Raw genomic sequence first — 26,477 nt, 5'->3', positions numbered from 1 at the left:
TCCCGTGCCTCGAAACCCGGTCACTCTGGGTTGTCCGCGAGCGATCTCGCCGCCCGGGCGCAGTGGGCGAGCGCCGCGCGGGCGTAGGCGGGCGAAGCGCCCGCGAGCCCGCACGTGGGGGTGACGACCACGGACTCCGCGAGAGTCCCCGGATTCAGCCCCAACCTGCGCCACAGTGTCCTGACACCCATGACGCTACCGCCCGGGTCCGACAATGCCGTGTCGGTGGACGGGACCACACCGGCGAAGAGCTTCGTACCGGACTCCACGGCCTCGCCGATCTGCTCGTCGTCACGCTCGGTGAGCAGTCCGAAGTCGAACGAGATCCCGGCGGCGCCGGCGCGACGCAGCAGCGCGAACGGGACGTCGGGTGCGCAGGAGTGGACGGTCACCGGTCCGTCGTGGACGGCGATCACGTCCCGCAGCGCGCTCTCGACGACCTGCCGGTCGACGGCCCGGTAGGTGCGGTAGCCGCTGGCGGTGCGGACGTGGCCGCGCAGGACGGCGGTGAGCGAGGGTTCGTCGAGCTGGAGCACGACCTTGGCCCCGGGGATCCGCTTGCGCAGGTCCGCGAGGTGCCCGTGGAGTCCCTCGGCGAGCGAGCCGACCAGGTCGCGGCAGGCGCCCGCGTCCCCGAGCGCCGACTCGCCGCCGCGCAGCTCCAGCCCCGCGGCGAGCGTCCACGGGCCCACGGCCTGGACCTTGAGCGCACCCTCGTACCCCTGGGTGAACTCCTCCAGGGCGTCCAGGTCCTCGCCGAGCCAGGAACGGGCCCGCCTGGTGTCCCGGCCGGGCCGGTCGCTGATCCGCCAGCCGCTCGGCTCCACGTGCGCGTACAGGTCGACGAGCATCCCGAGGGTCCGGCCGATCATGTCGGCGCCGGGGCCCCGGGCGGGCAGCTCGGCCAGGAACGGGAAGTCCTCGAAGGAGCCGGTGGCCGCCCTCGCGGCCTCGCGGGCGTCGCCGCCGGGCAGGGAGCCGACCCCGGTGGCGGGCCCCCAGAGCTTCGTGTCACTCATGTCCGATGTGCTCATGTCTACCGCCCCGGACGGACGGTGAGGTCGTTGATCTCGGCGTCGCGCGGCAGGTCGATCGCCGTGAGGATCGCCGTCGCGACCGACTCGGGGTCGATCCAGCGCGACGGGTCGTACTCCTTGCCCTCCTGCTGGTGCACCTTCGCCTGCATCGGGCTCGCGGTACGGCCCGGGTAGACCGAGGTGACCCGCACTCCGTTGGCGTGCTCCTCGTGCCGCAGGGAGTCCGCGAGGGCCTTGAGGCCGTGCTTGGAAGCGGCGTAGGCGCCCCACTCGGCGTGCGCGTTGAGCCCGGCGCCGGAGTTCACGAAGACCACGTGGCCCTGCGAGACCCGGAGCTGGGGCAGGAGGTGCCGGGTCAGCTCCGCGGGTGCGATGAGGTTGACGTTGAGCTGGTGGTGCCAGGTCTTCGGGGTGAGGTCGCCGATGGGCCCGAGGTCGACGACGCCCGCGATGTGCAGCAGGCTGTCCACCCGCTCGGGCATGGTCTGGTGCGAGAACGCCCAGGAGAGCCGGTCCGGGTCCGCGAGATCCCCCACGAGCGTCCGGGCCCCGGGGAACTCCGCGGCGAGCTCCTTGGCCCGCCCCGCGTCGCGCGCGTGGAGCACGAGTTCGTCCCCGCGCGCGTGGAGGCGGCGCGCGACGGCCGCGCCGATGCCGGAACCGGCTCCGGTGATCACATGTGTAGCCATGGGAGCCATGCTCGCATCAGCGGGAGGCGATGTTCTCCTCCAGGTGGGCGAGTGCCGTCGGGGCGTCGTCCGCGAAGAAGACGAGGTCGGTGAGGGGGATCGGCAGGAAGCCCTCCTCGTTCATGCGGTGGAACTGGGTCTTCAGTCCGTCGTAGAAGCCCGCCGTGTTCAGCAGGACCACCGGCTTCGCGTGCTTGCCGTGCTTCTTCAGTTCCAGGATCTCGGTCGCCTCGTCGAGGGTTCCGGTGCCGCCGACCATGATCACGATGGCGTCGGACTTCGCGAGGAGCAGCGCCTTGCGCTCGGCCAGGTCGCCTGCGACGACCATCTGGTCCGCCTGCGGGCGGGCCTTGTGGGCGAGGAAGTCGACGGAGACGCCGACGAGCCGGCCGCCGGCCTCCTCCACGCCGTCCGCGACGACCTTCATCAGACCGGTGTCGGATCCGCCCCAGACCAGGGTGTGGCCGGCCTTGCCGAGGAGGCGGGCGAAATCCCGTGCGGGAGCCGTGTAGCGCTCGTCGAGATCGGCCGCGGAGAGGAAGACACAGATGTTCATCGCCCCACCGTAGGCCCTGACCAGCGGCTTCCAAGATTCTTCCGGAAATACCGGTACGTGGCGATGAGTTACGGCGACGGGCCGGGTCTGCCATGGCATGAACGAGGTGGACATCGCGCTGCGCAGGCTCAGGGGGCGGGTCACGTCACAGGACGGGACGCCGATCGCGTACGAGAGGTACGGGGACGGGCCGCCGCTCGTCCTGGTGAGCGGCGCCCTGGGGACGGCCGCGACGGAGCGGCCGCTCGGCCTGCTGCTGGCCCGGCGCTTCTCGGTGCTCGCGTACGACCGGAGGGGCCGCGGCGGGAGCGGTGACACCGGGCCGTACGCGGTGGAGCGGGAGTTCGAGGACCTGGCGGCGGTGGTCGCGGAGGCCGGGGACGGGGTGGCCCTGCACGGGACGGGGACGGGGGGCGCCCTGGTGCTCGGCGCGCTGGCGGCCGGTCTGTCGGCCGGGCCCGTGTCGGTGTACGAGCCGCCCTACTCGGCGGAGGCCGCGGCGCGGCACCACGGAGCGGTGGCGCTGCTCGACCGGGGGCGGCGGGGGGCGGCGCTCGACCTGTTCCTCGCGGACTCGGCCGTGCCGGCGGAGCTGCGGCCGGGCGTCGTGGAACTCGCGCACACCCTGGCGTACGACCGTGCCGTCCTCGGCGACGGGTCGGCGCGGCACCTCGCCCGGGTCCACGCGCGCGTACTGGTGGTCGACGGGGGCGCGAGCCCGGCGGGTTCCCGTAGCGCGGCCCGTGCCCTGACGGCCGCCCTCCCCCGGGCCCGCCACCGCACCCTGACGGGCCAGACGCACGAGGTGGCCCCGCACGTCCTGGCCCCGGTCCTGGAGGAGTTCCTGGTGGAGGAGCGGGAGACGAGCGAGGCCGCCTAGGGGTCTTGCCGATCAGGCCGGATCAGGGAGCGGGGTCTGGTGCCGTGGATCGCAAGGCGGAGGAGGGCGCCATGGCGGAGCCATGGCAACCGACGACAACGCGGCGAGGTGCGGCACCAGACCCCGCGAGCCCGGCCTGATCGACAAGACACTCCCTTAGGCGGTCGCGCCCTCCACCGTGCGGCGGGTCGTCGTCGCGATCGTGGCCGAGCCCACCACGCGCGTGCCGTCGTAGAGGACGATCGCCTGGCCGGGGGCCACGCCCCGCACCGGCTCGGCGAAGGCGACCGTGAGCTCGCCGTCCGTCAGGGACGCCGTCACCTCGGTCTCGCCGCCGTGGGCGCGGAGCTGGGCCGTGTAGCGGCCCTCGCCCTCCGGGGCGGTGCCGCACCAGCGGGGCTTGATCGCCGTCAGGCCGGTGACGTCCAGGGCCTCGACGGGGCCGACCGTCACCGTGTTGTCCACCGGCGAGATGTCGAGGACGTAGCGGGGCTTGCCGTCCGCCGCCGGGTGCCCGATCCGCAGGCCCTTGCGCTGGCCGATGGTGAAGCCGTACGCGCCCTCGTGGGTGCCGACCTTCGTACCGGCCTCGTCGACGATGTCGCCCTCGGCCTTGCCCAGGCGGGAGGCCAGGAAGCCCTGGGTGTCGCCGTCGGCGATGAAGCAGATGTCGTGACTGTCGGGCTTCTTCGCGACCGCGAGCCCGCGCCGCTCGGCCTCGGCCCGGATCTCGTCCTTGGTGGTGAGGGTGTCGCCCAGCGGGAACATCGCGTGCGCCAGCTGCTTCTCGTCGAGCACCCCGAGGACGTACGACTGGTCCTTCGCCATGTCGGAGGCCCGGTGCAGCTCGCGGGTGCCGTCCTCGTTCAGGACGACCGTCGCGTAGTGGCCGGTGCAGACCGCGTCGAAGCCGAGGGCGAGCGCCTTGTCGAGCAGCGCCGCGAACTTGATCTTCTCGTTGCAGCGCAGGCACGGGTTGGGGGTGCGACCGGCCTCGTACTCCGCGACGAAGTCGTCGACGACGTCCTCACGGAACCGCTCGGCCAGGTCCCACACGTAGAAGGGGATGCCGATGACGTCGGCGGCCCTGCGCGCGTCACGGGAGTCCTCGATCGTGCAGCAGCCGCGCGCTCCGGTCCTGAAGGACTGCGGGTTCGCGGAGAGGGCGAGGTGCACGCCGGTGACGTCGTGGCCCGCTTCTGCGGCACGGGCGGCGGCGACGGCGGAGTCCACTCCACCCGACATGGCGGCGAGTACCCGGAGGGGCTGGGTGCGGGGGCGCTGGGGCGGGGTCTGAGTCATAGCCCTACCAGGGTACGGGGCGCCGGGAACCACAGTCGCGGTAGTAAGCGTTCTGGGTGGCATGGGGAGCGAGTCGAGCGGGGCGGGCCAGTCGGACGGGTCGAGCAGGCGGGTGGGGCGGCGCGCGGTGCTGCTCGGCGGCGGGGCCGCGGTGATCGGCGCCGGCGTGCTGGCCAGGGACGAGCTGGCGCGCGCCTGGTGGCGGCTGCCGGGGATGGAGAAGAAGCGGGTCGAGGGGGAGCTCGACCACCGGGCGGCCGAGTGGACCTCGGCCGCGCGGGCGAACTGGCGGCGGGCCGACCGGCCGGACGACTACCGGATCGACCGGGTCGTGATCCATGTCGTCCAGGGCAGTTACGCGACCGCGCTGAAGGTCTTCAAGAATCCGGGGCACGGCGCCGCCACGCACTACGTCGTCCGCAAGGACGGTCATGTGGCGCAGATGATCCGCGAGCTCGACGTCGCCTTCCACGCCGGCAACCGCGACATGAACGAGCGCAGCATCGGCATCGAGCACGAGGGCTTCGTCCACCGGGCGCAGGACTTCACGGCGGCGATGTACGCGGGGTCGGCGCGGCTCACGGCCGACATATGCGCCCGCCACGGGATACCCGTGGACCGGGAGCACATCATCGGGCACGTGGAGGTCGAGGGCACCGACCACACCGACCCGGGGCCGCACTGGGACTGGGACCGCTACATGAAGCTGGTGCGTGAGGCGTCCAAGGCACGCGTGTGAGGCGCACGGCCCTGGACGGCGCTCACGTGCTCACGTGAGGCCGGCCGCTCACGTGAGGCCGGCGGTCCTGGCGCGTTCGACGGCCGGGCCGATCGCCCCGGCGACCGCCGCGACGTCCTCCTTGGTGGAGGTGTGGCCGAGGGAGAAGCGCAGGGTGCCCCGGGCCAGGTCCGGGTCGGTGCCGGTGGCCAGCAGGACGTGGCTCGGCTGGGCGATGCCGGCGGTGCAGGCCGAGCCGGTGGAGCAGGCGATCCCGGCGGCGTCGAGCAGCAGGAGCAGGGAGTCGCCCTCGCAGCCGGGGAAGGTGAAGTGGGCGTTGGCGGGGAGCCGCTCGACCGGGTCGCCGCCGAGGATCGCGTCGGGGACGACGGCACGGACGGCGGCGACGAGCTCGTCGCGCAGCGCGCCGACCTCGCGGGCGAACTCCTCGCGCCGTTCGGCGGCGAGCCGGGCGGCGACGGCGAACGCGGCGACGGCCGGCACGTCGAGGGTGCCGGAGCGGACGTGCCGCTCCTGGCCTCCGCCGTGCAGTACGGGCACGGGGGTGTGCTCGCGGCCCAGGAGCAGGGCGCCGATGCCGTAGGGACCGCCGATCTTGTGGCCGGACATGGTCATCGCGGCGAGCCCTGAGGCGGCGAAGTCGACGGGGATCTGACCGACCGCCTGGACCGCGTCGGCGTGCAGGGGAACGCCGAACTCGGCTGCGACATCGGCGAGTTCACGGACCGGCATGATCGTGCCGATCTCGTTGTTCGCCCACATGACGGTGGCCAGGGCGACCGAGTCGGGGTCCCGGGCGATGGCCTCGCGCAGGGCGTCGGGGTGGACGCGGCCGTGGCGGTCGACGGGGAGGTACTCGACGGTGGCGCCCTCGTGGGTGGCGAGCCAGTCGACGGCGTCGAGCACGGCGTGGTGCTCCACCGGGCTGGCCAGGACGCGGGTGCGGTGGGGGTCGGCGTCGCGGCGGGCCCAGTAGAGGCCCTTCACGGCGAGGTTGTCGGCCTCGGTGCCGCCGGAGGTGAAGACGACCTCGCTCGGCCGCGCGCCGAGCGCGGCGGCGAGCGTCTCGCGCCCCTCCTCGACGGTCCGCCGGGCGCGCCGTCCGGCGGCGTGCAGGGAGGAGGCGTTGCCCGTGACGGCGAGGTGGGCGGTCATCGCCTCGATCGCCTCGGGGAGCATGGGCGTGGTCGCGGCGTGGTCGAGGTAAGCCATGGTGGGTCGATTCTACGAGCCTGCGGCGGCGGGCTCGGCGCCCGGCCCGTCCGGGACGGGTGGCGCAGGCGCTTATCGGCCGCGGGGCACGGGCGTCCCGTACCGTGCACCCCGCGACGGCGCGGCCCGTCGCGGGGTCGGGCGCGGGGGCACGGGGTCAGTCGCGCGGGGCACGGGCCAGCTGTCGGGACTGGGCCACCAGGCGGTCCGCGCTGTCCCAGACCTCCGCGTCCTCCTCCAGGAAGCCGCCCGCCAGGTTGCGGGTGGTGATGGAGACCCGCAGCGGACCGGGGGCCGGGCGGCAGCGGACGTGGGTCGTCAGCTCGACGGTGGGGGTCCAGCCCTTGAGGCCCAGCTCGAAGGAGGTCGGCGGCAGGGCGTCGACCGTCAGGAGCAGGGTCAGCGCGTCGGGCTCGCGGCCGTCGGCGAGGCCGAACCAGGCCCGCATCTCGCCCCTGCCGGAGGGCGCGCCGACCGCCCAGCCGACGCAGGCCGGGTCGAGGCGGAGGTCGAGCCGGTCGGCGATGGCGGAGGAGCCGGGGATCCTCGGGGCCGGGTTGTCGGCGGCGCTGAAGCAGTTCTCGATCGGGGCCATCGCCGGGGGCGTCGCGGTGGTGCGGACGTCGTCGGCGAGGGCGTCGAGGTCTCCGTACGAGGCGAGGACCCGGATGCGCTCGACCTCGGTGCCGTCCTCGGCGTACTGGAAGAGGGAGGCCTGCCCGGTGGACAGCGTCCGGCCCGTACGGACCGTCTCCGTCCTGATCACCGCGGGGCCCGGCACGGACGGCGTGAGGTAGTGCGCCGAGATCGTGAACGGGTCGGGGTGCGGGAGGTGCTCGCCGAGCGCGCGGCCGAGGAGAGCGAGGAGGTAGCCGCCGTTGACCGCGTGGATGATCGTCCAGCCGGCGGACAGGTCGGCGTCGTAGACGCCGGGCTCCCGCAGGGTGACGGCCGTGTCGCGGTCGAACTCGCTCGACGCGGGGCCGGTCGCGGTCTCCGTCGTGGTGTCCGTCGCGGCCTCCGGCGCGGGGCTCGCTTCGGTGCTCGTCTCGGTGCTCGTGCTCATGGTTTCGACGGTACCGCAGCTACCTACTGAGCGGTAGCTTTTTCCGGCTCCTCGCGGGCGGAGGAGCGCCGGTTCCAGGCGCGGGGGGCGCGCCAGTGGTAGCGCATCGCGAGCAGACGGAGGAGGAAGGCGGTCAGGACGGCGGCGCCACTGGTGAACGCGTTCAGCGCGTCGAACCGGATGAACAGCACCACCATCGCCGCCCCGACGATCGCCGGGACCGCGTACAGGTCCCGGTCCCAGCGCAGCAGCGACGGCACCTCGTTGGCGAGCACGTCGCGCAGGACGCCGCCGCCGACGGCGGTCGCGAGACCCAGCGCGGCGGAGGAGGTGAGGCCGAGACCGTACTCGTACGCCTTCGTCGTACCGGTCACGCAGAACAGGCCCAGGCCGGCCGCGTCGAAGACGTTGACGGCGGTCTGGGTCCGCTCGACCTCCGGGTGGAGGAAGAAGACGAGGACCGTCGCGACCAGGGGCATGACGAAGTAGCCGAGATCGGTGAAGGCGGCCGGGGGTACGGCGCCGATGATCAGGTCGCGCAGGAGACCGCCGCCGAGGGCGGTGACCTCGGCTAGGACGGCGATGCCGAAGACGTCGAAGTTCTTCCGGACGGCGAGGAGGGCGCCGGAGATGGCGAAGACGAAGATGCCGACGAGATCGAGGGCGTGTTGGACGGAGGGGGTGAACAGGTCGTGGAGCACCGCCCAATTGTGCCGGTCGCGCCCGTGGGGGCCGGGACCCCTCCCCCCGACCGCCCCTCCCCCGAACCCCGACGGGACCGGGGGGCTCCACCCCCGAACCCCCGTCGGCCCGGCGGGTACGCCGGAGGCCCCCGTCGCCGGTGCGGCGGCGGGGGCCTCCAAGGGTGTTGCGGTGCGGCTACGCCTTCGGCGCGTCGCCGCCCTCGGCCGACGCGTCCGCGTCCACCGGCGCCTCGACCTCGACGTCAGCCTCGGGCGAGGCCTCCGCCTCGGTCGACGCCTCGACCTCGGCCGGCGCCGTCTCCGCCTTCGTGATCTCCACCGACTCCCTCGCTCCCGGGATCGTCAGCAGCTCCGCGTTCTCCGGGTGGTGGCATGCCACGCGCTGGCCCGGGCGGAGTTCCACGAGCGGGGGCTCCTGGGTCTTGCAGAGGTCCGTGGCCTTCCAGCAGCGGGTGTGGAAGCGGCAGCCCGGCGGCGGGGCGATCGGGGACGGCACGTCTCCGGTGAGGAGGATGCGGTCGCTCTTGGCGCCCCGACGGCGCGGGTCCGGGATCGGGACCGCGGACATCAGGGCCCGGGTGTACGGGTGCATCGGGTTCTCGTACAGGGACTTGCGGTCCGCGAGTTCCACGATCTTGCCCAGGTACATGACCGCGATGCGGTCCGAGACGTGCCGGATGACCGACAGGTCGTGGGCGATGATCACGTACGTGAGGCCGAGCTCCTGCTGGAGGTCGTCCAGGAGGTTGACCACCTGCGCCTGGATGGAGACGTCCAGGGCCGACACCGGCTCGTCCGCGACGACCAGCTTCGGCTTCAGGGCCAGCGCGCGGGCGATGCCGATGCGCTGGCGCTGGCCGCCCGAGAACTCGTGCGGGTAGCGGTTGTAGTGCTCGGGGTTGAGGCCCACCAGGCCGAGGAGCCGCTGGACCTCCTTCTTGACGCCGCCCTCGGGCTCGACGCCCTGGAGCTTGAAGGGCGCCGAGACGATCGAGCCGACCGTGTGGCGCGGGTTCAGCGACCCGTACGGGTCCTGGAAGATCATCTGGATGTCCCGGCGGAACGGGCGCATGCCCGACACCCCGAGGTGGGAGATGTCCTTGCCCTGGAACTCGACCCGCCCGTCGGTCGGTTCGAGCAGCCGGGTGATGAGCCGGCCCATGGTGGACTTGCCGCAGCCGGACTCGCCGACGACGCCGAGGGTCTCACCGGGCAGGACCTCGAAGTCGATCCCGTCGACCGCCTTGACGGCGCCGGTCTGGCGCTGGAGCAGCCCCTTCTTGATGGGGAAGTGCTTCTTCAGGCCGGTGACCTTGAGCAGAGGTTCCATGTTGTCGCTCACAGTTTCGGCGCAATCTCTTCGGTCCAGATGCGGGTCCGCTCCTCCTGCGGCATGTGGCACGCCGAGAAATGGCGGTCCCCGGCCGGCGCCAGCTCCGGCCGCTGGGTACGCGTGATGCCGCCCTTGGGGACGTCCGCGTACGGGCAGCGGGGGTTGAAGGCGCAGCCGCTCGGGATGTTGATGAGGCTGGGCGGGTTGCCCTTGACCGGGATGAGCCGCTCGGTCTGCTCACGGTCGATCCTCGGCATCGAGCCGAGCAGGCCCCAGGTGTAGGGGTGCTGCGGCTCGTAGAAGACGGACTCGGCCGGTCCGCGTTCGACGCAGCGCCCGCCGTACATGACGAGGATGTCGTCGGCGAGCTCGGCGACGACGCCGAGGTCGTGGGTGATGATGACGACCGCCGAGCCGAACTCCTTCTGGAGGTCCCGCATCAGGTCCAGGATCTGGGCCTGGACCGTCACGTCGAGCGCCGTCGTCGGCTCGTCGGCGATGAGCAGCGACGGGTTGTTGACGAGCGACATGGCGATCATCGCGCGCTGGCGCATGCCGCCGGAGAACTCGTGCGGGTAGTTGTCGAACCGCTTGGCGGGCTCGGGGATGCCGACCCGGTCGAGGAGTTCGACGGCCCGCTTGCGCGCCGTCTTCTTGTCGACGTCGTTGTGGACGCGGTACGCCTCCACGATCTGGTTGCCGACCGTGTAGTACGGGTGCATCGCGGACAGCGGGTCCTGGAAGATCATCGCCATCTCGCGGCCGCGCATCCGGCGGACCTCGTCCGGGTCTGCCGTGAGCAGCTCGCGGCCGTCGAGCCAGATCTCGCCGGAGATCCGCGCCTTCTGCCGCCCGTACTGGCCGACCGTGTGCAGGCCCATGATACCGAGCGAGGTGACCGACTTGCCGGAGCCGGACTCGCCCACGATGCCGAGGGTCTTGCCCTTCTCCAGCTGGAAGCTGAGGCCGTCGACCGACTTGACCAGACCGTCGTCGGTCGGGAAGTGGATCTTCAGGTCGCGTACGTCGAGGAAGGCGTCCGAGGGGGCCGACTTCCCGGCGGACTTCCCGGTGGCGACGGGTTCTCCCACCGCCGCGCCGGTCTTCGTCAGCTTGTCCGTCATGCGAGCCTCACTCGGGGGTCGATCACCGCGTACAGCAGGTCCACCACGAGGTTCGCGATGACGACGCAGGCGGCGGTGATGAGGGTGACCGCCAGGATCAGCGGCAGGTCACGCTCGTTCACGCCCTTGATGGCGAGGCCGCCGAGGCCGTGGAGGCTGAACGCGGTCTCGGTCAGGATCGCGCCGCCGACGAGGGCGCCGAGGTCCATGCCGAAGATGGTCAGGATGGGGGTCATGGTGGAGCGCATGGCGTGCTTGCCGAGCACGACCGACTCCGGAAGGCCCTTGGCCCGTGCGGTACGGATGTAGTCCTCGCCGAGGACCTCCAGCATGGTGGCGCGGGTGAGCCGCGCGTACATCGCCGCGTACAGGAAGGCGAGGGTGACCCAGGGCAGCAGCAGCCCGCCGAACCAGCCGCCGAAGGACTCGGTGATCGGCGTGTACGAGGCGTTGACCCAGCCCAGCTGGGTCCGGAAGACCAGCATCGCCAGCATGGCGGTGAAGAAGATGGGCAGCGAGACGCCGGCGAGCGCCGTGATCATCGCCGCGCGGTCGATGACCGTGCCCCGCTTGAGGGCGGAGACCACGCCGGTGGAGACGCCCAGGACCAGCCAGAGCAGGGCCGCGCCGATGACCATGGAGAGGGTGACCGGGAAGGCGTCGACCAGCATCGACCAGACGTCCTGCTCGGTGCGGAACGAGTAGCCGAAGCACGGCGCGGCACAGTGGATCGTGTCGCCACCGCCCGTGTAGTCACGGCCGACGAAGATGCCGGAGACGAAGTGCCAGAACTGCACCAGGATCGGCTCGTCCAGACCCAGCTTCTGCCGGACTGCCTCGATGGAAGCCGGATCCGCCTGCTTGCCGACGAACATCGCGGCAGGGTCGCTGCCGGTCATCTTGGGGATGAGGAAGAAGATGCTGAGCGTCACCAGAGTGACGACGAGCAGCATCACGACGACTGAGAAGAGCCGTCGGATTATGTATGCAAGCATGCGGTCGGCCGGTCGGCGGCCGGGGGGCCCGATCGGGTCCCCCGGCCGCCGCCCTCGGCCATCACCTGCCCTTCGGACCTGGCGGCGGGTGGTGCGCCGGTGGAGCGGGTCGGATTACTTGACGACGCCGAGCGACGCGTAGTCGTAGCGGCCGTTGTAGGCGTCCGCGGTGTAGACGTTGGTCAGCCGGGAGCTGCGCCAGATGATGTTCTTCTCGTGGGTGAAGGGCAGGTAGACCGCGGCCTCGGAGACCTTGGTGTTGATCTGCTTGTAGAGCTCGCCGGCCTTCGCCGGGTCGGTCTCCTTCAGCGCCTGGTCGAACAGGCCGTTGACGGCCTTGTCGTTCAGCTCCGAGAAGTTGTTGTTACCGCTCTGGAGGATGAAGCGGCCGTCGACCAGCGGCTGGAGGAAGCCCTGACCGGTCGGGAAGTCGGCGCCCCAGCCCATGATGATGATGCCGTAGCCCTTGTCCTTGACGACCTTCGGCGAACCGATGATGCCGGAGGTCTGGGCGCCGTCGAACTGGTCGATCTGGGCGTCGATGCCGACGGCCTTCAGCGACTGCTGGAGGGACTCGGCGGTCGCGATCTCGATCTTCTTGTTGTTGCGGACCGCGATGGTGGTCTTGAAGCCCTCCGGCTTACCGCACTTCTTCAGGGCCTCCTTCGCCTTGGCGAGGTCCGGCGTGCCGGCGAGCTTGCCGTACGGGTCGGCCTGCGGGTCGGCACCCTTGATCGCCGGCGGCAGCATGTTGGTGGCGATGTCGCCACCGGCCTGCGGGCCGCCACGCGCGGTCTGGAGGGACTTGGAGTCGGCCGCGTAGATGATGGCCTTGCGGCACTCGATGTTGGGGATGACCGTCTGCGGGAAGACCGCGTAGCGGATGAAGCCCGTCTGCGGGTTGTCGACGTTGCCCTTGTGCTGCTGGAGCGCCTTCTGGCGGGCGGCGGAGCCGATTCCCGTGGCGTTGAGGTCGAGGTCGTACTCGCCCTCCATCAGACGGTTGTCCATGTCGTCGGCGTTCGTGGTGAACGTGACGCTGATCTTGTCCGGGAGCGCCTTGCGGATGGTGTCCGTCTTCGCGTCCCACTTGTCGTTGCGGACGAGCTTCATGGACTTGTTCGGGGTGTACGACTCCCACTTGTACGGGCCCGAGGAGAAGGGCTTCAGGCCGTACTTGGCCTTGGTGTCCTTGTCCTGGCGGACCGGGGAGGCGGCGGGCATGGCCAGCATCTGCAGGAAGTCACCGTTGGCGACCGGCAGCTTGAAGATGATGGTCTTGTCGTCCGGGGTCTCGATGGCCTTCAGACCGAGCTTGTCCGCGGAGGTGTCCTTGTACGGGCCCTTGTACTCGCCCTTGGGGTCGAGGACCTGCTGCAGGTAGATCGGGCCGCCGGAGATGACGTCCTGGGCCCAGATGCGCTCGATGCCGTACTTGATGTCCTTGGAGGTGATCGGCTTGCCGTCCTCCCAGGTCACCCCGTCCTTCAGCGTGAAGGTGTAGGTGAGGCCGTCGGGCGAGACCTTGCCGGCGTCGGTGGCGAGGTCCGGGACGAGCTCGGTGGAGGCGGCGCCCGGCTCGGCCTTGTAGGTGACCAGCTGGCGGGTGTAGTACCGGGCGAAGTCCCACACGAAGCCGTAGTAGCCGCGCTGCGGGTCCCACGAGTCGGCCTCCTGCGAGCCGATGAACTTCAGCTCGCCGCCCTTCTTGTCGGAGGCGTTGGCGACCTTGTTCACGGCGGCGTTGAAGCCGGCCGCGCCGGTCTTGCCCTTGTCGCCACCGGTCTCGGTGCCGCCGCCGCAGGCGGTGGTGACGACCATCGTGGCCGCCGCGAGCAGCGCGCCTGCGGCGATTCTGCGCCTCTGAGAGCTCATCATGGGTCTCGCAACCTCCGGGTAGTGGCGGCCGATACGGCGGTCCGCCGATTTGGGGTGGGCCTCCTGTCGCCAGCGGCAGGGGCGGGTCTTGCGTGTCGGCGAACGGTCAGCGGGAGCCCTTCGGGTCGAGCGCGTCACGCACGCCGTCGCCGAAGAGGTTGAACGCCAGAACGGTGATGAAGATCGCGAGGCCCGGGATCACCATGAAGAGCGGGTCCGCCTCGTAGGTGGTGATGGCCGTCGACAGCATCTGCCCCCACGATGCGGTGGGGGGCTTCACGCCCGCGCCGAGGAAGCTGAGCGCCGCTTCGGTGAGGATGTTGGTGGGGATCATGAGGGTCGCGTAGACCGTGATCGGGGCGATCAGGTTGGGCAGCAGCTCGCGGCGCAGGATGTAGATCCGGCCGGCGCCCAGGCTCTGGGCGGCCTCGACGTACTCGCGGTTGCGCAGCGACAGGGTCTGGCCGCGGACGATACGGCCGACGTACGGCCAGCCGAAGAAGCCGATGACAACGATCAGGGCGGCGATGCGGACGCCCGAGCCGTCGAGTCCGAGGAGTTCGTTCGGCAGGACCGAGACCAGGGCGATCGTGAAGAGCAGCTGCGGGAACGCGAGCATGACGTCCATGACCCTGCTGAGGACCGCGTCGATCCAGCCGCCGAAGTAGCCCGCGACGATGCCGAGGACGGTGCCGAGGACGACGGCGAAGACCGCCGCCGCGACGGCGACGAGCAGCGAGATCCGGGTGCCGTAGACGATGCGGCTGAAGACGTCGCGGCCGTTGACGGGCTCGACGCCGAAGAGGAACTCGGAGCTGACACCGCCCCAGGAGCCGATCGGGGTGCCGAAGAGGGGGTCGATCTGGTCCTCGTGGAACTCGTCCGGCGGGTGGCCGAGGAGGCCGACGATGACCGGGGCGAAGAGCGCGACCAGGACGAGGAAGAGAACGACGAAGGCGCCCGCGAGGGCCAGTTTGTCGCGCTTGAGGCGGGTCCAGGCGATCTTCCAGGGCGAGCGGCCCTCGATCGCCTTGGCGGAGCCGCCGGACTTGTCCGGTGTGCCGGGTGCGTCGGGCGCGGCGACGACGGTGGCGGTCGACTCGCCCGCACTCGTCTCGTGCAGTGGTGCCGTCATCGTGGTGAGGACCCCTCTCGGCCGCCGGTAGCCGGCCCTTGCCCGCCGCGGGTAGCGGCTCGGTGGAACAACCTGCTGGGCACCTGCTCGAAAGGAGCCGAACGCCCGGTGTTCCGGGGAGTCTTCAATGCGTTCACGATCACCCGCCAGCCCTGACGGGGAATGTTTGCTCAAACGTGATGCGGTGCTGCGACTTCCGTTATCCGGACGTCGCGATCACGTGAGCGGACCATCTCGGGGCCTCTTCCCCCCAATCGGACATGTCGCTCAAGCAGGCGTTCGCCGTGATGAATTGGGGTGAACGACGGCCTCCGGAGCGAACTCCGGAGGCCGGTGGGACACGATGGAGAAGGGAGGCGTCTCAGTATCCGGACGGTGCCGGTGGCGGGTAGCCGTACCCGGGGGCGGGCGCCGAGCCGCGCCCGGCGTGCGCCTCGCGGTCGTAGAAGGGCCGCCCGTTCGCCCTCAGCCAGAGGGCCACCGGGTCGTACGCGTCGGAGAGCGCGACCGTCGAGACGGGCAGTCCCTCGGGTACGGCGCCGATCGACTGGCGCATCATCGCGCGGACCGTGTCCACGGCCGCCGCGGAGCTGTCGTACAGATCGAGACCGATGGCGAGGTACGGGGAGCCCAGCGCGGGCTGCACCCAGCCGCGGCGCAGCGCCCGGACGGCCGGGGTGCGGTGCGCGTTCTGCGTGAGCAGGGCGTAGAACTGCGGCATCTCCAGGGCGGGCTCGGTGACCCGCAGCGGCCCTGCGGGCATCCGGTCGAGGCCGGTGGCGATCCGGCGCAGATCGGCCCAGGGGACGCCGACGCCGCCGCCGGGGGCGTGCGGATTCAGCCATACGCCCCAGCGGTCGGGGTAGAGGGCGCGCGCGATCTCGCGGCCGGTGACGAGCTCGTGGGCGCGGTTCCAGCCGGAGGCGGCGAGCTCCTGGGCGGAGGTGACGCAGGGCGCGTAGCCGAAGCCGTCGACCTCCATGTTCCCGTACTGGGCCTCGGGCGAGCCGGGAGAGCCCTGCCAGAGCAGCATCCAGAGTTCGCCGTCGGCGAGGGCGTGCAGCAGCTGCTCGTACGCGTCGTAGCGTCCGGGTGCCACCTGGCGCAGCATGTGCTCGACCCTCCCGGCCGCAGCCGTGCCTGACGCGCTCACCCTGGTCCCGCCCCTCTTCCGTCCACCACGTTCGTCCCGCTACCGATGCAGTTCAGCTTAGACAGGCCCTCTGTCACACGGCGGCGCGCTGGTAGAAGGGGCGCACCCGCTCCAGCATCCAGTCGCCGACCGGGTCCTGCGCCATGTCGAGCAGGATGAGGTTGACCGGCCAGGCGACCTCGACGCGGCCGAGGGCGCGGCCGAGGGCGTCCAGGGGCGCGTTGCGGTCGACGCCGTCCCAGCCGGCGAGCTGGACGCCGATGAAGAGGGCGGGTTCGGTGCCCTCGACGCTGGCGAGGGCCCGGCGGGCGGTGGTCACCACGCCGGTCGCCTCGAACTCGGCGGAGGCGGCGGCGAGGAAGTCGACCGGGTCGTCCTGCCAGTCGGGCTCGAAGAGGCGGACGCGACCGCCGCTGGCGGGGCCGTCGAGCGGGGTGCGGCCCACCCGGCACAGCTCGGCGACGGCGGGCGGGGGCAGCGGGACGCCGACGGTGCCGCCGGGGTTCACCGCGATGCCGAGCTGCGGGGGCAGGCCGCGCGCGAAGTCACGGGCGGGGGCGACGGTGAAGGACATGTGGCTGCCGACGCAGGCGAGGAACTGCTGCTCGGAGCTGAAGACGGGCACGTAGGCCGCGCCCTCGATCTCCATGGTGGGCAGGTCGAGGTCGGGGCTGTCGGGCCCGCCGCCGTTGGGCAGGGGCACCCAGATCGGGCTGCGCCCGAGCACCTCGACCAGCCGGCCGCCGGCCGCGGGGTTGCCGAGTGAGGCGACAAGGACCTCTTCGAGCTCGTTGCCCGGCCACGTCACGTCCACGGTCGCGTTTCTCCTTCTCGCACGGCCTGCCGCACCGGCCGCCCCGGGCAGCACCCTAACGCCGCCCCGGGGGCGGCGTGGCCAAAAGGGTACGGAACCGGGAGGGTGCGGAAGCCGGCGCCCGTCAGGCGGCCGCCCGGAAGCCGATTCTCCGCAGGGTGTCCGCCGCGTCCCGGTCGAGCAGGGTGGCGGAGGCGCAGCCGTGCGGAAGGCGGCCGGACTCGGCGGCGCCGACGAGCCGTGCGACGGCCCGCCGGTGCCGGGCGAAGGCGTAGGCGGAGACGCCGCGGCCGCGGGCGCGCTGGCCCTCGCGGGCGGTGTCCGGACTGACGTCGAGGAGGACCAGATGCAGGGCACGGCCGCGGCGCCGGGCCTCGCGGGCGAGCCAGCCGCGCACCCAGGACTGGGTGCCGCAGTCGTGCACGACCACGCCGGCGCCGGAGCGCAGGGCGCGGCGCAGGCCCGCGTAGTGCGCGAGCCGGACCAGGGGGCGGTAGAGCGCGTACGGCAGGAGGCGGGGCATCCGGGCCTCCCACCGCTCGCGGGCGTCCTGGGAGTCGATGCCGGTGCCCTCGGCGGCGCGCTTCATGAGGGTCGACTTGCCGCTTCCGGGCAGGCCGGAGATCACCACGAGGTCGCCGGCCGCGAAGGTGAGGGCGCGGGGGCCGCGGCCGCCGCGCTCGCGGAGGTCGCGCAGGAGTCTGCCGCGCCGGCGGGTCCTCGCGCGGGCTCGCTGGGACGGTATGCCGGTACTCGGCGCGTACGCGCCGGTGTGCTGGATCCTCATCGCTTCTCCCCCTGCCGGGCCTTGGGAGACCCTTGCCCACAAAGTGTAAAGAAACGGTAATGAGACACAAGCGATGTGCCCCGCGTGGCTCGCGTGCAATGATGTCCGCGCCAGGCGCGCACAGTCGCCACACAATCGCATACCGGCCGCTCGAATCCGCGCGGGAGAGTTCCGGACCGCCCAGCGCGTCCGGACGCCGAAGGAGCAAGACCCTCCCTTGAATCTCTCAGGCCCCGTACCGCGCGGATGAGGCAGATCTGAAAAGCGGGACACCCTGTTGTGTCCCCACCCAAGGTGCAAGCCGATCTCTCGTGTGACGAGATGCTCTCGGTGAACCTCTCAGGTTCCATGACAGATGGGGAGGACGTCCTCGCCCGTCATGTGTTTCGTCACCGAACCGCCCTTGGGATCCGGGAGCCACCCCATGAGCACTGCCCCCCGTCTGACCGCCCTCGATGCGCTGCATCGTTCGCTGGGCGCGACCATGACCGACTTCGCGGGCTGGGACATGCCGCTCCGCTACGCCAGCGAGCGCGACGAGCACGTCGCCGTCCGCACCAAGGCGGGTCTCTTCGACCTGTCCCACATGGGCGAGATCACGGTGACGGGCCCGCAGGCCGTCGACCTGCTCGACTTCGCGCTCGTCGGCAACATCTCCACGGTGGGCAACGGCCGCGCCCGCTACACGATGATCTGCCAGGAGGACGGCGGCATCCTCGACGACCTGATCGTCTACCGCCTCGGCGAGACGGAGTACATGGTCGTCGCCAACGCCTCCAACGCGCAGATCGTCCTGGACGCCCTCGTGGCCCGCTCCGGCGGCTTCGACGCCGAGGTCCGCGACGACCGTGACGCGTACGCCCTGATCGCCGTCCAGGGCCCCGAGTCCCCCGGCATCCTGAAGTCGATCACCGACGCCGACCTGGACGGGCTCAAGTACTACGCGGGACTGCCCGGCACGGTCGCGGGCGTGCCCGCGCTGATCGCCCGTACCGGCTACACCGGCGAGGACGGCTTCGAGCTGTTCCTGAAGCCCGAGCACGCCGAGGGCGTGTGGAAGGCGCTCACCGAGGCGGGCGAGGGCGTCGGCCTGATCCCCTGCGGCCTGTCCTGCCGCGACACGCTCCGCCTGGAGGCGGGCATGCCGCTGTACGGCCACGAGCTGACCACCGCGCTCACCCCCTTCGACGCCGGCCTCGGCCGGGTCGTGAAGTTCGAGAAGCCGGGCGACTTCGTCGGCCGCAAGGCCCTGGAGGCCGCCGCCGAGCGTGCCGAGACCGCCCCGCCGCGCAAGCTCGTCGGCCTGGTCGCCGAGGGCCGCCGCGTCCCGCGCGCCGGCTTCTCCGTCGTCAAGGACGGCGTGGTGATCGGCGAGGTGACCTCCGGTGCCCCGTCCCCGACCCTCGGAAAGCCGATCGCCATCGCGTACGTGGACGCGGCGCACGCCGCGCCCGGCACCGAGGGTGTAGGGGTGGACATCCGCGGTACGCACGAGCCGTACGAGGTCGTGGCGCTGCCGTTCTACAAGCGCCGGAAGTAGACGTCCGGCAAGCGCCGGAAGTGACGCAGTCGTCTCATCCCGGGTCTCACCCCGCGAGACCCACGTTCACCAGCACTCCCCCGATCCAGGAGAATCAGGTCATGAGCAACCCCCAGCAGCTGCGGTACACCAAGGAGCACGAGTGGCTGTCGACCGCCGAGGACGGCGTCGCGACGGTCGGCATCACGGAGTTCGCGGCCAACGCGCTCGGTGACGTCGTCTACGCCCAGCTCCCCGCCGTCGGCGACACCGTCACCGCGGGTGAGACCTGCGGCGAGCTGGAGTCGACGAAGTCCGTGAGCGACCTGTACTCCCCCGTCACGGGCGAGGTCGTCGCCTCCAACCAGGACGTGGTGGACGACCCGTCCCTGGTGAACTCGGCTCCGTTCGAGGGTGGCTGGCTGTTCAAGGTGCGCGTCACGGGTGAGCCGGAAGAGCTGCTCTCCGCCGACGAGTACACCGCGTTCGCCGGGAACTGAGACCGGGCCCGAGACCCCTTAGGGATCGATTCATGTCGCTTCTGAACACCCCTCTCCACGAGCTGGACCCGGACGTCGCCGCCGCCGTCGACGCCGAGCTCCGCCGTCAGCAGTCCACCCTCGAGATGATCGCCTCGGAGAACTTCGCTCCGGTCGCCGTCATGGAGGCGCAGGGCTCCGTCCTCACCAACAAGTACGCCGAGGGCTACCCGGGCCGCCGCTACTACGGCGGCTGCGAGCACGTCGACGTGGCCGAGCAGATCGCCATCGACCGGGTCAAGGACCTGTTCGGCGCCGAGTACGCCAACGTCCAGCCGCACTCCGGCGCCTCCGCGAACCAGGCCGCCCTCTTCGCGATCGCCCAGCCCGGCGACACGATCCTGGGTCTGGACCTGGCGCACGGCGGTCACCTCACCCACGGCATGCGCCTGAACTTCTCGGGCAAGCAGTTCAACGTGGTCGCGTACCACGTGGACGAGGCCGGTCTGGTCGACATGGCCGAGGTCGAGCGCCTCGCCAAGGAGCACCGCCCGAAGGTGATCATCGCGGGCTGGTCCGCCTACCCGCGTCAGCTGGACTTCGCCGAGTTCCGCCGGATCGCCGACGAGGTCGAGGCCAAGCTGTGGGTCGACATGGCCCACTTCGCCGGCCTGGTCGCCGCCGGTCTGCACCCGAACCCGGTCCCGTACGCGGACGTGGTGACCTCCACCACGCACAAGACGCTCGGCGGCCCCCGCGGCGGCATCATCCTGGCGAAGAAGGAGTTCGCCAAGAAGCTGAACTCCTCGGTCTTCCCCGGTTTCCAGGGCGGCCCGCTGGAGCACGTGATCGCGGCCAAGGCCGTCTCCTTCAAGGTCGCGGCCTCGGAGGAGTTCAAGGAGCGCCAGCAGCGCACCCTGGACGGCGCCCGCATCATCGCCGAGCGCCTGGTCCAGGACGACGTCACCGCCCACGGTGTCTCCGTCCTGTCCGGCGGCACGGACGTCCACCTGCTCCTCGTCGACCTGCGCGACAGCGAGCTGGACGGCCAGCAGGCCGAGGACCGTCTCCACGAGGTCGGCATCACGGTCAACCGGAACGCCGTTCCGAACGACCCGCGCCCGCCGATGGTCACCTCGGGTCTGCGCATCGGTACGCCGGCGCTCGCCACCCGCGGTTTCCAGGCCGAGGACTTCACCGAGGTCGGCGACATCATCGCGGAGACCCTGAAGCCCGGCTTCGACGCCGACAAGGCCGCGTCGCTGAAGGCCCGGGTGACGGCCCTCGCCGACAAGCACCCGCTGTACCCCGGCCTGAAGTAGTTTCGTACGATTTAGTTCCGGTTTAGTTCGTACGACACGTCCGGGGCATCGCGCACACTGAAAGGTGGGCGCGGTGCCCCACCCCATGTCGTGCCCCGTTCCGATCTTCCTGCTTTGTTCTGCACCACCCCGGCAGACAACGGCGTCTAGCCCCCACAAGGAGTCCCCCCGTGGCCATCTCGGTCTTCGACCTGTTCTCGATCGGCATCGGCCCGTCCAGCTCCCACACGGTGGGCCCGATGCGCGCCGCCCGGATGTTCGCCCGCAGGCTGAAGAACGAGGGCCTGCTCGCCCACACCGCGAAGGTACGGGCGGAGCTGTACGGCTCGCTCGGCGCCACCGGCCACGGCCACGGCACCCCCAAGGCGGTGCTCCTCGGCCTGGAGGGCAACTCGCCCCGCACGGTGAACGTGGAGACGGCGGACGAGGAGTTCGAGCGGATCAAGGCGAGCGGCCGGATCAACCTGCTCGGCGCGCACGAGATCCCCTTCGACTTCGACGAGGACCTGATCCTGCACCGCCGCAAGGCGCTGCCGTACCACGCCAACGGCATGACGGTCTTCGCGTACGACGCCGAGGGTGCCCTCGTCCTGCAGAAGACGTACTACTCGGTCGGCGGCGGCTTCGTCGTCGACGAGGACGCAGTCGAGGGCGAGAACCCGATCGTCCCCGAGGACACCGTCCTGAAGTACCCCTTCCGCACCGGCGACGAGCTGCTGCGCCTCGCCAAGGAGACCGGTCTCTCGATCTCCGCGATGATGCTGGAGAACGAGAAGGCCTGGCGCACGGAGGAGGAGATCCGCGAGGGCCTCCTGGAGATCTGGCGGGTCATGCAGGCCTGCGTCTCGCGCGGCATGTCCCGCGAGGGCATTCTGCCCGGCGGCCTGAAGGTGCGCCGCCGCGCCGCGAACACGGCCCGCAAGCTGCGCTCCGAGGGCGACCCCGCGGCCCACTCGATGGAGTGGATCACCCTGTACGCGATGGCCGTGAACGAGGAGAACGCGGCGGGCGGCCGGGTGGTCACCGCCCCGACGAACGGCGCGGCCGGCATCATCCCTGCGGTCCTGCACTACTACATGAACTTCGTGCCCGGCGCCGACGACGAGGGCGTCGTCCGCTTCATGCTCGCGGCGGGCGCGGTCGGCATGCTCTTCAAGGAGAACGCCTCGATCTCCGGCGCCGAGGTCGGCTGCCAGGGCGAGGTCGGCTCGGCCTGCTCGATGGCGGCGGGCGCCCTCGCCGAGGTCCTCGGCGGCACGCCCGAGCAGGTGGAGAACGCGGCCGAGATCGGCATGGAGCACAACCTGGGCCTGACCTGCGACCCGGTCGGCGGCCTGGTCCAGATCCCCTGCATCGAGCGCAACGGCATGGCGGCGGTCAAGGCCGTCACGGCGGCGAAGATGTCGATGCGCGGCGACGGCAGCCACCTGGTCTCCCTCGACAAGGTCATCAAGACCATGAAGGAGACCGGCGCGGACATGAGCGTCAAGTACAAGGAGACCGCGCGCGGCGGGCTCGCGGTGAACATCATCGAGTGCTGAGGCCGTAGGCCCTGACCAGCGCGTTTCCATCTTTCAGCGCTGCCAGGGCCTTCCCTGCTTGCACGGCGGAAAGTCCCTGGAATCTCCCTGGGACAGACATGAAAGTATGTCCCTCGGGCACAGCGGATCGAACAATCGCCTGCCTAATAACAAGAGTCTTGTTAAACTGGCGCTCATGGCTACCTCCCCGGCGCCCGGCGAAGGACCCGTCCGGCCCGTATCGGTCTCGCTCCACGAAGGCACCATCGCTGCCCTCAAGGCACGTACGGGCAAGCGAGGCATGTCTGCCTACGTCGAGTCCCTCATCCAGCGCCAACTGGAGCGGGACCGACTGCGCGAACTCATCGAGGACGCGGAAGCCGCGCATGGCCCGGTCGACCAGTCGGCTGTCGACGCCAAACGTGCGGTCCTCCGCGGCGAGACTGCCAGCTCGGCGGACGCCGCGTGAGCGGCACGCTCGTCCTGGACTGCGAAGGCCTGTCCAAACTGGTACGACGCACACCTGAGATCACCGAGTGGCTTACGGCAGCCGAAGCCGAAGACATCCGCGTCGTCACCAGCTCCGTCACCCTCGTCGAAGCACGCGACCCCAAGGTCAACCAAGCCCGCTTCGACTACGCCGTCTCCCGCGTGAACATCATCCCGCCCAACGAAGCCATCGCCCGCCATGCGAGCGAACTCCTGGCTGCGGCCGGACTGCACGGCCACAAGTACGCCCTCGACGCCATCGTGGCCGCCACCGCGCTCACCTCGCCGGCCCCGGTGACCGTCCTGACATCGGACCCCGAAGACCTCCTGATGCTCTGCGGCCCCAGCGTCCGCATCGTCAAGGTCTGACCACGAGGCCTCGTCTCGACCCAGGCGCGGAAACCCGGTCCCCCTTCACCGGCCGGATCGAGGTCCCCGTCGGGGCGTCCTCCTGAGGACGCAGGACGCCCTGAGGACGCCCCGGGGCGGCCCCGAGGACACCGGCGTCAGGGCGTGAGCCAGTGCGGGTCCGGGACGACCGTGAGGAGCGCCGAGACGACCACGACCACCGCCAGCACCGCCACCTCGATCCGTGCCGGGGCATCCGCGTCGCCGCCGGAGAGCATCCGGCTCCTGGCAGCCAGGGCCAGCAGGCTGACCATCCCGAACAGCACCAGCTTGACCAGCAGGATCCGGCCGTAGGCCGTGGTCAGGACGGCGTCCAGCGGCAGCCTGCGCAGGGTGGAGACGGTGCCGGTGACCGCGAGGGCGGCGTACACGCAGGCGGCCATCCGGGCGTAGCGGACGAGGACCTCGCGTCCGCCGCGCCGCAGCCGCATGGTGCGCAGCACGTACAGGAGCGTTCCGAACCAGAGCGAGGCGCCCGTGAGGTGGACGACGGTGAGCGCGATGCCGAGGGCGGGGGCGGACGTCTCGGGGTGGGCCCGCATGGCCTCGGCGAGAACCGCGACGGCGAGCGGGGCGACCGCGAGGGCCGGGCGCCGGGAGGCGGCGCACAGGGCGGCGAGGGCGAAGGCGTTGGCGGTGACGAGCAGGAGGCGGCCCTCGCGGAGCCCGTACGCGACGGGCGGGCTCAGTCCGCTGACGGCGGTGAGGAGGAGCAGGAGTCCGGCGGAGGCTGCCGTGGCGAGCAGGGCGGCGGGCACGGAGAGGGCGCGGGGCCGTGGCCCCTCCCCGGCGAGACGGCGGCCGGCGAGTTCGCCGACGTGCACGGCCAGACCGGCGAGGACGAGGAACCGCAGCAGCGCGGTGGTGCCCGCCGCGGGTATTCGGAGCTCGCCGGTGCCCGTCTGGGCCAGGCCCGTGCCCAGGAGGGCGAGGACGATCACAGCGCTGACGACGACCGCGGCGAGGACCGCCGCCATCAGACGGCTCGGGGTACCGAAGGGTCCGGGAAGCGTCACCGGACGATCGTCACCGAGCCCCGGGCGGGCGGCAACTCAGGCCGGCGCCGCCCGCCGGGGCCGACGGATCAGGCCTTGCTGAGGTGCGCCCAGAACTCGTCCCAGGACAGGACGCCGTCGCCGTTGTCGTCACGCTGCTTGATGAGGGCCTCGGCGACCGTCTCGGTGACGTTGAAGTCGCCCAGCTGCGCCATGAGGCTCTTGTACTCCGCGGCGGTGATGAAGCCGTCCCCGTTCGCGTCGAACTTGTTGAATGCCGTGCGTGCCGACTCGATGTCCGCCACTGCTTCCGCCCCTTCTCGGTACTTCTCTGACGGTGGTCAGATTAGCTGGCCCGGTGACGGCGGCGGACCGAGCCCTCACCGGAAGACGCCGGTGTGGCCGAGGGAGTACCGGCCGGGCTGGGGGTAGACGGCGAGGCCGTGGGGGCCGCCGCCGACGGGGATGCGGGCGAGCTGCTTCCCGGTCGTGGTGTCGATGGCGTAGACCTCGGAGTCGTAGCGGCCGGAGAGCCACAGGACCTTGCCGTCGGCGGAGACGCCTCCCATGTCGGGGGAGCCGCCGTCCGGCAGCCACCACTTCTTGGTGAGCTTGTTCTTCGCGAAGTCGAAGACGGAGACGGAGCCCTCGCCGCGGTTGGGGACGTACATCTCGCGCGAGTCCCGGCTGATGTAGAGGCCGTGGCAGCCCTTGCCGGTGGGCAGGAGCGTCGGGGTGGTGAACTTCTCGCCGTCGAGGACCCACATGCCGTGGGCCATCATGTCGGCGATGTAGAAGGTCTTGCCGTCGGGCGAGATCTTCACGTCCTGCGGCATGGCGCCCTCGAAGGGCAGTCTCTGCTGGCCGATCACCTCCATCTTCTCGGTGTCGACCTTGAGGAGTTCGCCGGAGAACTCGCAGGAGACGACGAAGTAGCGCCCGTCGGCGGAGAAGTCGGCGTGGTTGACGCCGTAGCAGCTGACCGGGACGGTCTTCTTCCGTTCCATGGTGTGGGGGTCGCGGAAGACGAGTTCGCGGTCGAGGGAGGCCATCACGACGGCGTACTTGCCGTTGGGCGTGAAGTAGAGGTTGTACGGGTCGTGGACCTCGACGGGCTTGCCCGCGACGCCGGTGGCGGGGTCGATGGGGGTGAGGGTGTGGCCCCGGTTGTTGTTGACCCAGAGGGTCTTCATGTCCCAGGAGGGGACGACGTGCTGGGGCTGGATGCCGACCGGGATGGTCTCGATGACCTGGTACGTGGCCGGATCGATGACCGAGACGGTGTTGGAGTTGGTGTTGGGGACGTAGACCCGGGAGGGGAAGTCCTTGACGACCGGGGAGAGCCGGTTCGGCCGGTCGGCGGCGTAGACGTCGTTCGGGTCGAGGACGGGCGGCATGCCGGGGAGTCCCTCGGGGGCGGCGGCCGGCTTGCGCGCGGCGGGGGCGGCCGCCTTCTTCACGGGGGCGGCGCCGTCGCCGGGGTCTCCGGTGCCGCAGGCGGTGAGGGTGGCGAGGACGGCGGCGGCGAGGACGGTCCTGGTGCGCCGGGAGAGGTGTGCCATCAGGTCAGCAGCTCCGTGGTGGTGACCGCGCGCAGTCCGCGGCGGTCGAGGTCGGCGAGGAGGAGGGGCAGCGCGGCGGCGGTGTCCGGGTGGCCGAAGTGGAGGCTGACGACGGATCCGGCGCGGACCGTGCCGGTGACGTTGCGGACGACGGCGGTGGCGCCGGGCGAGGTGAAGTCGAGGGAGTCGACGTCGTACGAGAGGACGTGCGGGTATCCGGCGCGGTGTGCGGCGCGCAGGACGGCGGGGGCGGCGTGCCGGGTGCGGGAGGGCCGGAACCAGGTGCCGATGGAGCCGGTGAGCCGGCGCAGCCGCGTGGCGCAGGCCTCGATCTCGGCGTGGGCCCGGGCCTCGGTCATGGCGTTGACGTCGGTGTGGTGCTGGGTGTGGTTGCCGAGGTCGTGGCCGCCGTCGAGGACGCGGCGGGCCATGCCGGGGTGGGCGTCGAGCCAGCTGCCGACGGCGAGGACGGTGACGCGGGCGCCGGCCTTCTCGGCCTGGGCGAGGAGCGTCCTGGCGAGGGCGGGGTCGCCCTGGCCGTGGAAGGTGAGGGCGACCAGGGGCCGGCCGCGGGGGCCGTGGGTGATCTCGGCGGGCTGTCCGGGGAGGCGCCGTGGGGCGGGGGCGGCGGCGGGCGCGGGGGCGGGGCCGGAGGGGCGGGGGCCCGGGGAGGGGGAGCCGGTGCCGCAGGCGGTGGCGAGGGCTCCCGCGAGGGCGGTGGCGGCACCTGCCCTGAGGGCGCCGCGGCGGTCGGTCGGCTTCACCCGACCATTCAAAGC

At 71.4% G+C, this 26,477-nt stretch carries 27 protein-coding genes and 1 riboswitch; of the genes, 8 read left to right on the top strand and 19 right to left on the bottom strand.

The genetic code is table 11. The features are described 5' to 3' along the window. Nucleotides 1-20: 20 nt before the first annotated feature. The 3 genes from ACIA8N_RS09340 to ACIA8N_RS09330 are packed head-to-tail and all read right to left on the bottom strand — an operon-like array spanning nucleotide 21 to nucleotide 2,282. Nucleotides 21-1,019, bottom strand: coding sequence for a methionine synthase (locus ACIA8N_RS09340; protein WP_365780405.1), 999 nt, complete (start codon nucleotides 1,017-1,019; stop codon nucleotides 21-23). Between the two features lie 17 nt (nucleotides 1,020-1,036). Then, nucleotides 1,037-1,735, bottom strand: a complete 699-nt coding sequence (locus tag ACIA8N_RS09335) for an SDR family oxidoreductase (protein WP_030553711.1) — start codon at nucleotides 1,733-1,735, stop codon at nucleotides 1,037-1,039. 7 nt (nucleotides 1,736-1,742) lie between these two features. Next, entirely contained in the window at nucleotides 1,743-2,282 is a 540-nt protein-coding gene (locus ACIA8N_RS09330; RefSeq protein WP_365780404.1) for a TIGR00730 family Rossman fold protein, read from the bottom strand. A gap of 97 nt (nucleotides 2,283-2,379) precedes the next feature. On the opposite strand from ACIA8N_RS09330, the gene ACIA8N_RS09325 reads away from it, so the two are divergent. Next, nucleotides 2,380-3,162 (top strand): alpha/beta fold hydrolase, encoded by a 783-nt coding sequence (locus ACIA8N_RS09325; protein WP_365780403.1) that lies wholly within the window; start codon nucleotides 2,380-2,382, stop codon nucleotides 3,160-3,162. A gap of 156 nt (nucleotides 3,163-3,318) precedes the next feature. On the opposite strand, the gene mnmA is transcribed toward ACIA8N_RS09325, so the two are convergent. Then, complete coding sequence (gene mnmA / locus ACIA8N_RS09320; protein ID WP_365780402.1) at nucleotides 3,319-4,464, bottom strand: tRNA 2-thiouridine(34) synthase MnmA; 1,146 nt, start codon at nucleotides 4,462-4,464, stop codon at nucleotides 3,319-3,321. A 61-nt stretch (nucleotides 4,465-4,525) separates the two neighbouring features. Here mnmA and ACIA8N_RS09315 point away from each other — a divergent pair, with 61 nt between their 5' ends. Further along, nucleotides 4,526-5,203 (top strand): N-acetylmuramoyl-L-alanine amidase, encoded by a 678-nt coding sequence (locus ACIA8N_RS09315; protein ID WP_365780401.1) that lies wholly within the window; start codon nucleotides 4,526-4,528, stop codon nucleotides 5,201-5,203. Nucleotides 5,204-5,251: 48 nt separating this feature from the next. On the opposite strand, the gene ACIA8N_RS09310 is transcribed toward ACIA8N_RS09315, so the two are convergent. The 11 genes from ACIA8N_RS09310 to ACIA8N_RS09260 form a co-directional block, all read right to left on the bottom strand. Continuing rightward, nucleotides 5,252-6,415: a cysteine desulfurase family protein gene (locus ACIA8N_RS09310; protein ID WP_365780400.1), complete on the bottom strand. Its 1,164-nt coding sequence runs from the start codon at nucleotides 6,413-6,415 to the stop codon at nucleotides 5,252-5,254. A gap of 157 nt (nucleotides 6,416-6,572) precedes the next feature. Further along, nucleotides 6,573-7,481: a thioesterase family protein gene (locus tag ACIA8N_RS09305; RefSeq protein WP_365780399.1), complete on the bottom strand. Its 909-nt coding sequence runs from the start codon at nucleotides 7,479-7,481 to the stop codon at nucleotides 6,573-6,575. 23 nt (nucleotides 7,482-7,504) lie between these two features. After that, entirely contained in the window at nucleotides 7,505-8,182 is a 678-nt protein-coding gene (locus ACIA8N_RS09300; protein WP_030216132.1) for a trimeric intracellular cation channel family protein, read from the bottom strand. Nucleotides 8,183-8,360: 178 nt separating this feature from the next. Further along, nucleotides 8,361-9,515, bottom strand: a complete 1,155-nt coding sequence (locus tag ACIA8N_RS09295; RefSeq protein ID WP_365780398.1) for a dipeptide ABC transporter ATP-binding protein — start codon at nucleotides 9,513-9,515, stop codon at nucleotides 8,361-8,363. A gap of 8 nt (nucleotides 9,516-9,523) precedes the next feature. Next, nucleotides 9,524-10,642, bottom strand: coding sequence for an ABC transporter ATP-binding protein (locus ACIA8N_RS09290; RefSeq protein ID WP_365780397.1), 1,119 nt, complete (start codon nucleotides 10,640-10,642; stop codon nucleotides 9,524-9,526). After that, nucleotides 10,639-11,637, bottom strand: coding sequence for an ABC transporter permease (locus tag ACIA8N_RS09285; RefSeq protein WP_365780396.1), 999 nt, complete (start codon nucleotides 11,635-11,637; stop codon nucleotides 10,639-10,641). The genes ACIA8N_RS09290 and ACIA8N_RS09285 overlap by 4 nt, the downstream gene beginning before the upstream one ends. Nucleotides 11,638-11,751: 114 nt before the next feature. Further along, nucleotides 11,752-13,515 (bottom strand): ABC transporter substrate-binding protein, encoded by a 1,764-nt coding sequence (locus ACIA8N_RS09280; protein ID WP_365780395.1) that lies wholly within the window; start codon nucleotides 13,513-13,515, stop codon nucleotides 11,752-11,754. A gap of 106 nt (nucleotides 13,516-13,621) precedes the next feature. Further along, nucleotides 13,622-14,650 carry an ABC transporter permease gene (locus ACIA8N_RS09275; RefSeq protein WP_365780394.1) on the bottom strand — a complete coding sequence of 343 codons (1,029 nt, stop codon included), beginning with the start codon at nucleotides 14,648-14,650 and terminating at the stop codon, nucleotides 13,622-13,624. Nucleotides 14,651-15,011: 361 nt separating this feature from the next. Then, nucleotides 15,012-15,803 carry an enhanced serine sensitivity protein SseB C-terminal domain-containing protein gene (locus ACIA8N_RS09270; protein WP_365780393.1) on the bottom strand — a complete coding sequence of 264 codons (792 nt, stop codon included), beginning with the start codon at nucleotides 15,801-15,803 and terminating at the stop codon, nucleotides 15,012-15,014. A 73-nt stretch (nucleotides 15,804-15,876) separates the two neighbouring features. Then, nucleotides 15,877-16,617: an enhanced serine sensitivity protein SseB gene (locus ACIA8N_RS09265; RefSeq protein WP_030223499.1), complete on the bottom strand. Its 741-nt coding sequence runs from the start codon at nucleotides 16,615-16,617 to the stop codon at nucleotides 15,877-15,879. 124 nt (nucleotides 16,618-16,741) lie between these two features. Next, complete coding sequence (locus ACIA8N_RS09260; RefSeq protein ID WP_365780392.1) at nucleotides 16,742-17,404, bottom strand: AAA family ATPase; 663 nt, start codon at nucleotides 17,402-17,404, stop codon at nucleotides 16,742-16,744. Between the two features lie 151 nt (nucleotides 17,405-17,555). Next, a riboswitch (glycine riboswitch) is annotated at nucleotides 17,556-17,655 on the top strand. A gap of 173 nt (nucleotides 17,656-17,828) precedes the next feature. On the opposite strand from ACIA8N_RS09260, the gene gcvT reads away from it, so the two are divergent. The 6 genes from gcvT to ACIA8N_RS09230 all read left to right on the top strand — a co-directional run bounded on the left by gcvT (nucleotide 17,829) and on the right by ACIA8N_RS09230 (nucleotide 23,102). Then, nucleotides 17,829-18,944 carry a glycine cleavage system aminomethyltransferase GcvT gene (gcvT, locus tag ACIA8N_RS09255; protein ID WP_365780391.1) on the top strand — a complete coding sequence of 372 codons (1,116 nt, stop codon included), beginning with the start codon at nucleotides 17,829-17,831 and terminating at the stop codon, nucleotides 18,942-18,944. A gap of 101 nt (nucleotides 18,945-19,045) precedes the next feature. After that, the gene (gcvH, locus tag ACIA8N_RS09250) at nucleotides 19,046-19,423 is read left to right on the top strand and encodes a glycine cleavage system protein GcvH (RefSeq protein ID WP_365780390.1); all 378 of its coding nucleotides are present in this window, start codon (nucleotides 19,046-19,048) and stop codon (nucleotides 19,421-19,423) included. 32 nt (nucleotides 19,424-19,455) lie between these two features. Next, the gene (glyA, locus tag ACIA8N_RS09245; RefSeq protein ID WP_365780389.1) at nucleotides 19,456-20,724 is read left to right on the top strand and encodes a serine hydroxymethyltransferase; all 1,269 of its coding nucleotides are present in this window, start codon (nucleotides 19,456-19,458) and stop codon (nucleotides 20,722-20,724) included. A 170-nt stretch (nucleotides 20,725-20,894) separates the two neighbouring features. Beyond that, nucleotides 20,895-22,265, top strand: a complete 1,371-nt coding sequence (locus ACIA8N_RS09240) for an L-serine ammonia-lyase (protein ID WP_030223510.1) — start codon at nucleotides 20,895-20,897, stop codon at nucleotides 22,263-22,265. A 175-nt stretch (nucleotides 22,266-22,440) separates the two neighbouring features. Further along, nucleotides 22,441-22,713 carry a hypothetical protein gene (locus tag ACIA8N_RS09235; protein WP_365780388.1) on the top strand — a complete coding sequence of 91 codons (273 nt, stop codon included), beginning with the start codon at nucleotides 22,441-22,443 and terminating at the stop codon, nucleotides 22,711-22,713. After that, nucleotides 22,710-23,102 (top strand): PIN domain-containing protein, encoded by a 393-nt coding sequence (locus ACIA8N_RS09230; protein ID WP_365780387.1) that lies wholly within the window; start codon nucleotides 22,710-22,712, stop codon nucleotides 23,100-23,102. The genes ACIA8N_RS09235 and ACIA8N_RS09230 overlap by 4 nt, the downstream gene beginning before the upstream one ends. Nucleotides 23,103-23,239: 137 nt before the next feature. Here ACIA8N_RS09230 and ACIA8N_RS09225 read toward each other — a convergent pair whose 3' ends face one another. From ACIA8N_RS09225 to ACIA8N_RS09210, 4 genes are all read right to left on the bottom strand, one after another. Beyond that, entirely contained in the window at nucleotides 23,240-24,157 is a 918-nt protein-coding gene (locus ACIA8N_RS09225; RefSeq protein ID WP_365780386.1) for a CopD family protein, read from the bottom strand. 68 nt (nucleotides 24,158-24,225) lie between these two features. After that, nucleotides 24,226-24,441 (bottom strand): EF-hand domain-containing protein, encoded by a 216-nt coding sequence (locus tag ACIA8N_RS09220; protein WP_030223519.1) that lies wholly within the window; start codon nucleotides 24,439-24,441, stop codon nucleotides 24,226-24,228. Between the two features lie 75 nt (nucleotides 24,442-24,516). Continuing rightward, entirely contained in the window at nucleotides 24,517-25,698 is a 1,182-nt protein-coding gene (locus ACIA8N_RS09215) for a hypothetical protein (protein ID WP_365780385.1), read from the bottom strand. Beyond that, nucleotides 25,698-26,462 (bottom strand): polysaccharide deacetylase family protein, encoded by a 765-nt coding sequence (locus ACIA8N_RS09210; RefSeq protein ID WP_365780384.1) that lies wholly within the window; start codon nucleotides 26,460-26,462, stop codon nucleotides 25,698-25,700. The genes ACIA8N_RS09215 and ACIA8N_RS09210 overlap by 1 nt, the downstream gene beginning before the upstream one ends. Nucleotides 26,463-26,477: the final 15 nt, after the last annotated feature.

The organism is Streptomyces sp. NPDC051822, from assembly GCF_044452745.1.
Taxonomy (GTDB): Bacteria; Actinomycetota; Actinomycetes; order Streptomycetales; family Streptomycetaceae; genus Streptomyces.
Note: the sequence above shows the minus strand (reverse complement) of the source record. Positions and strands in the feature narration are given on the sequence as shown.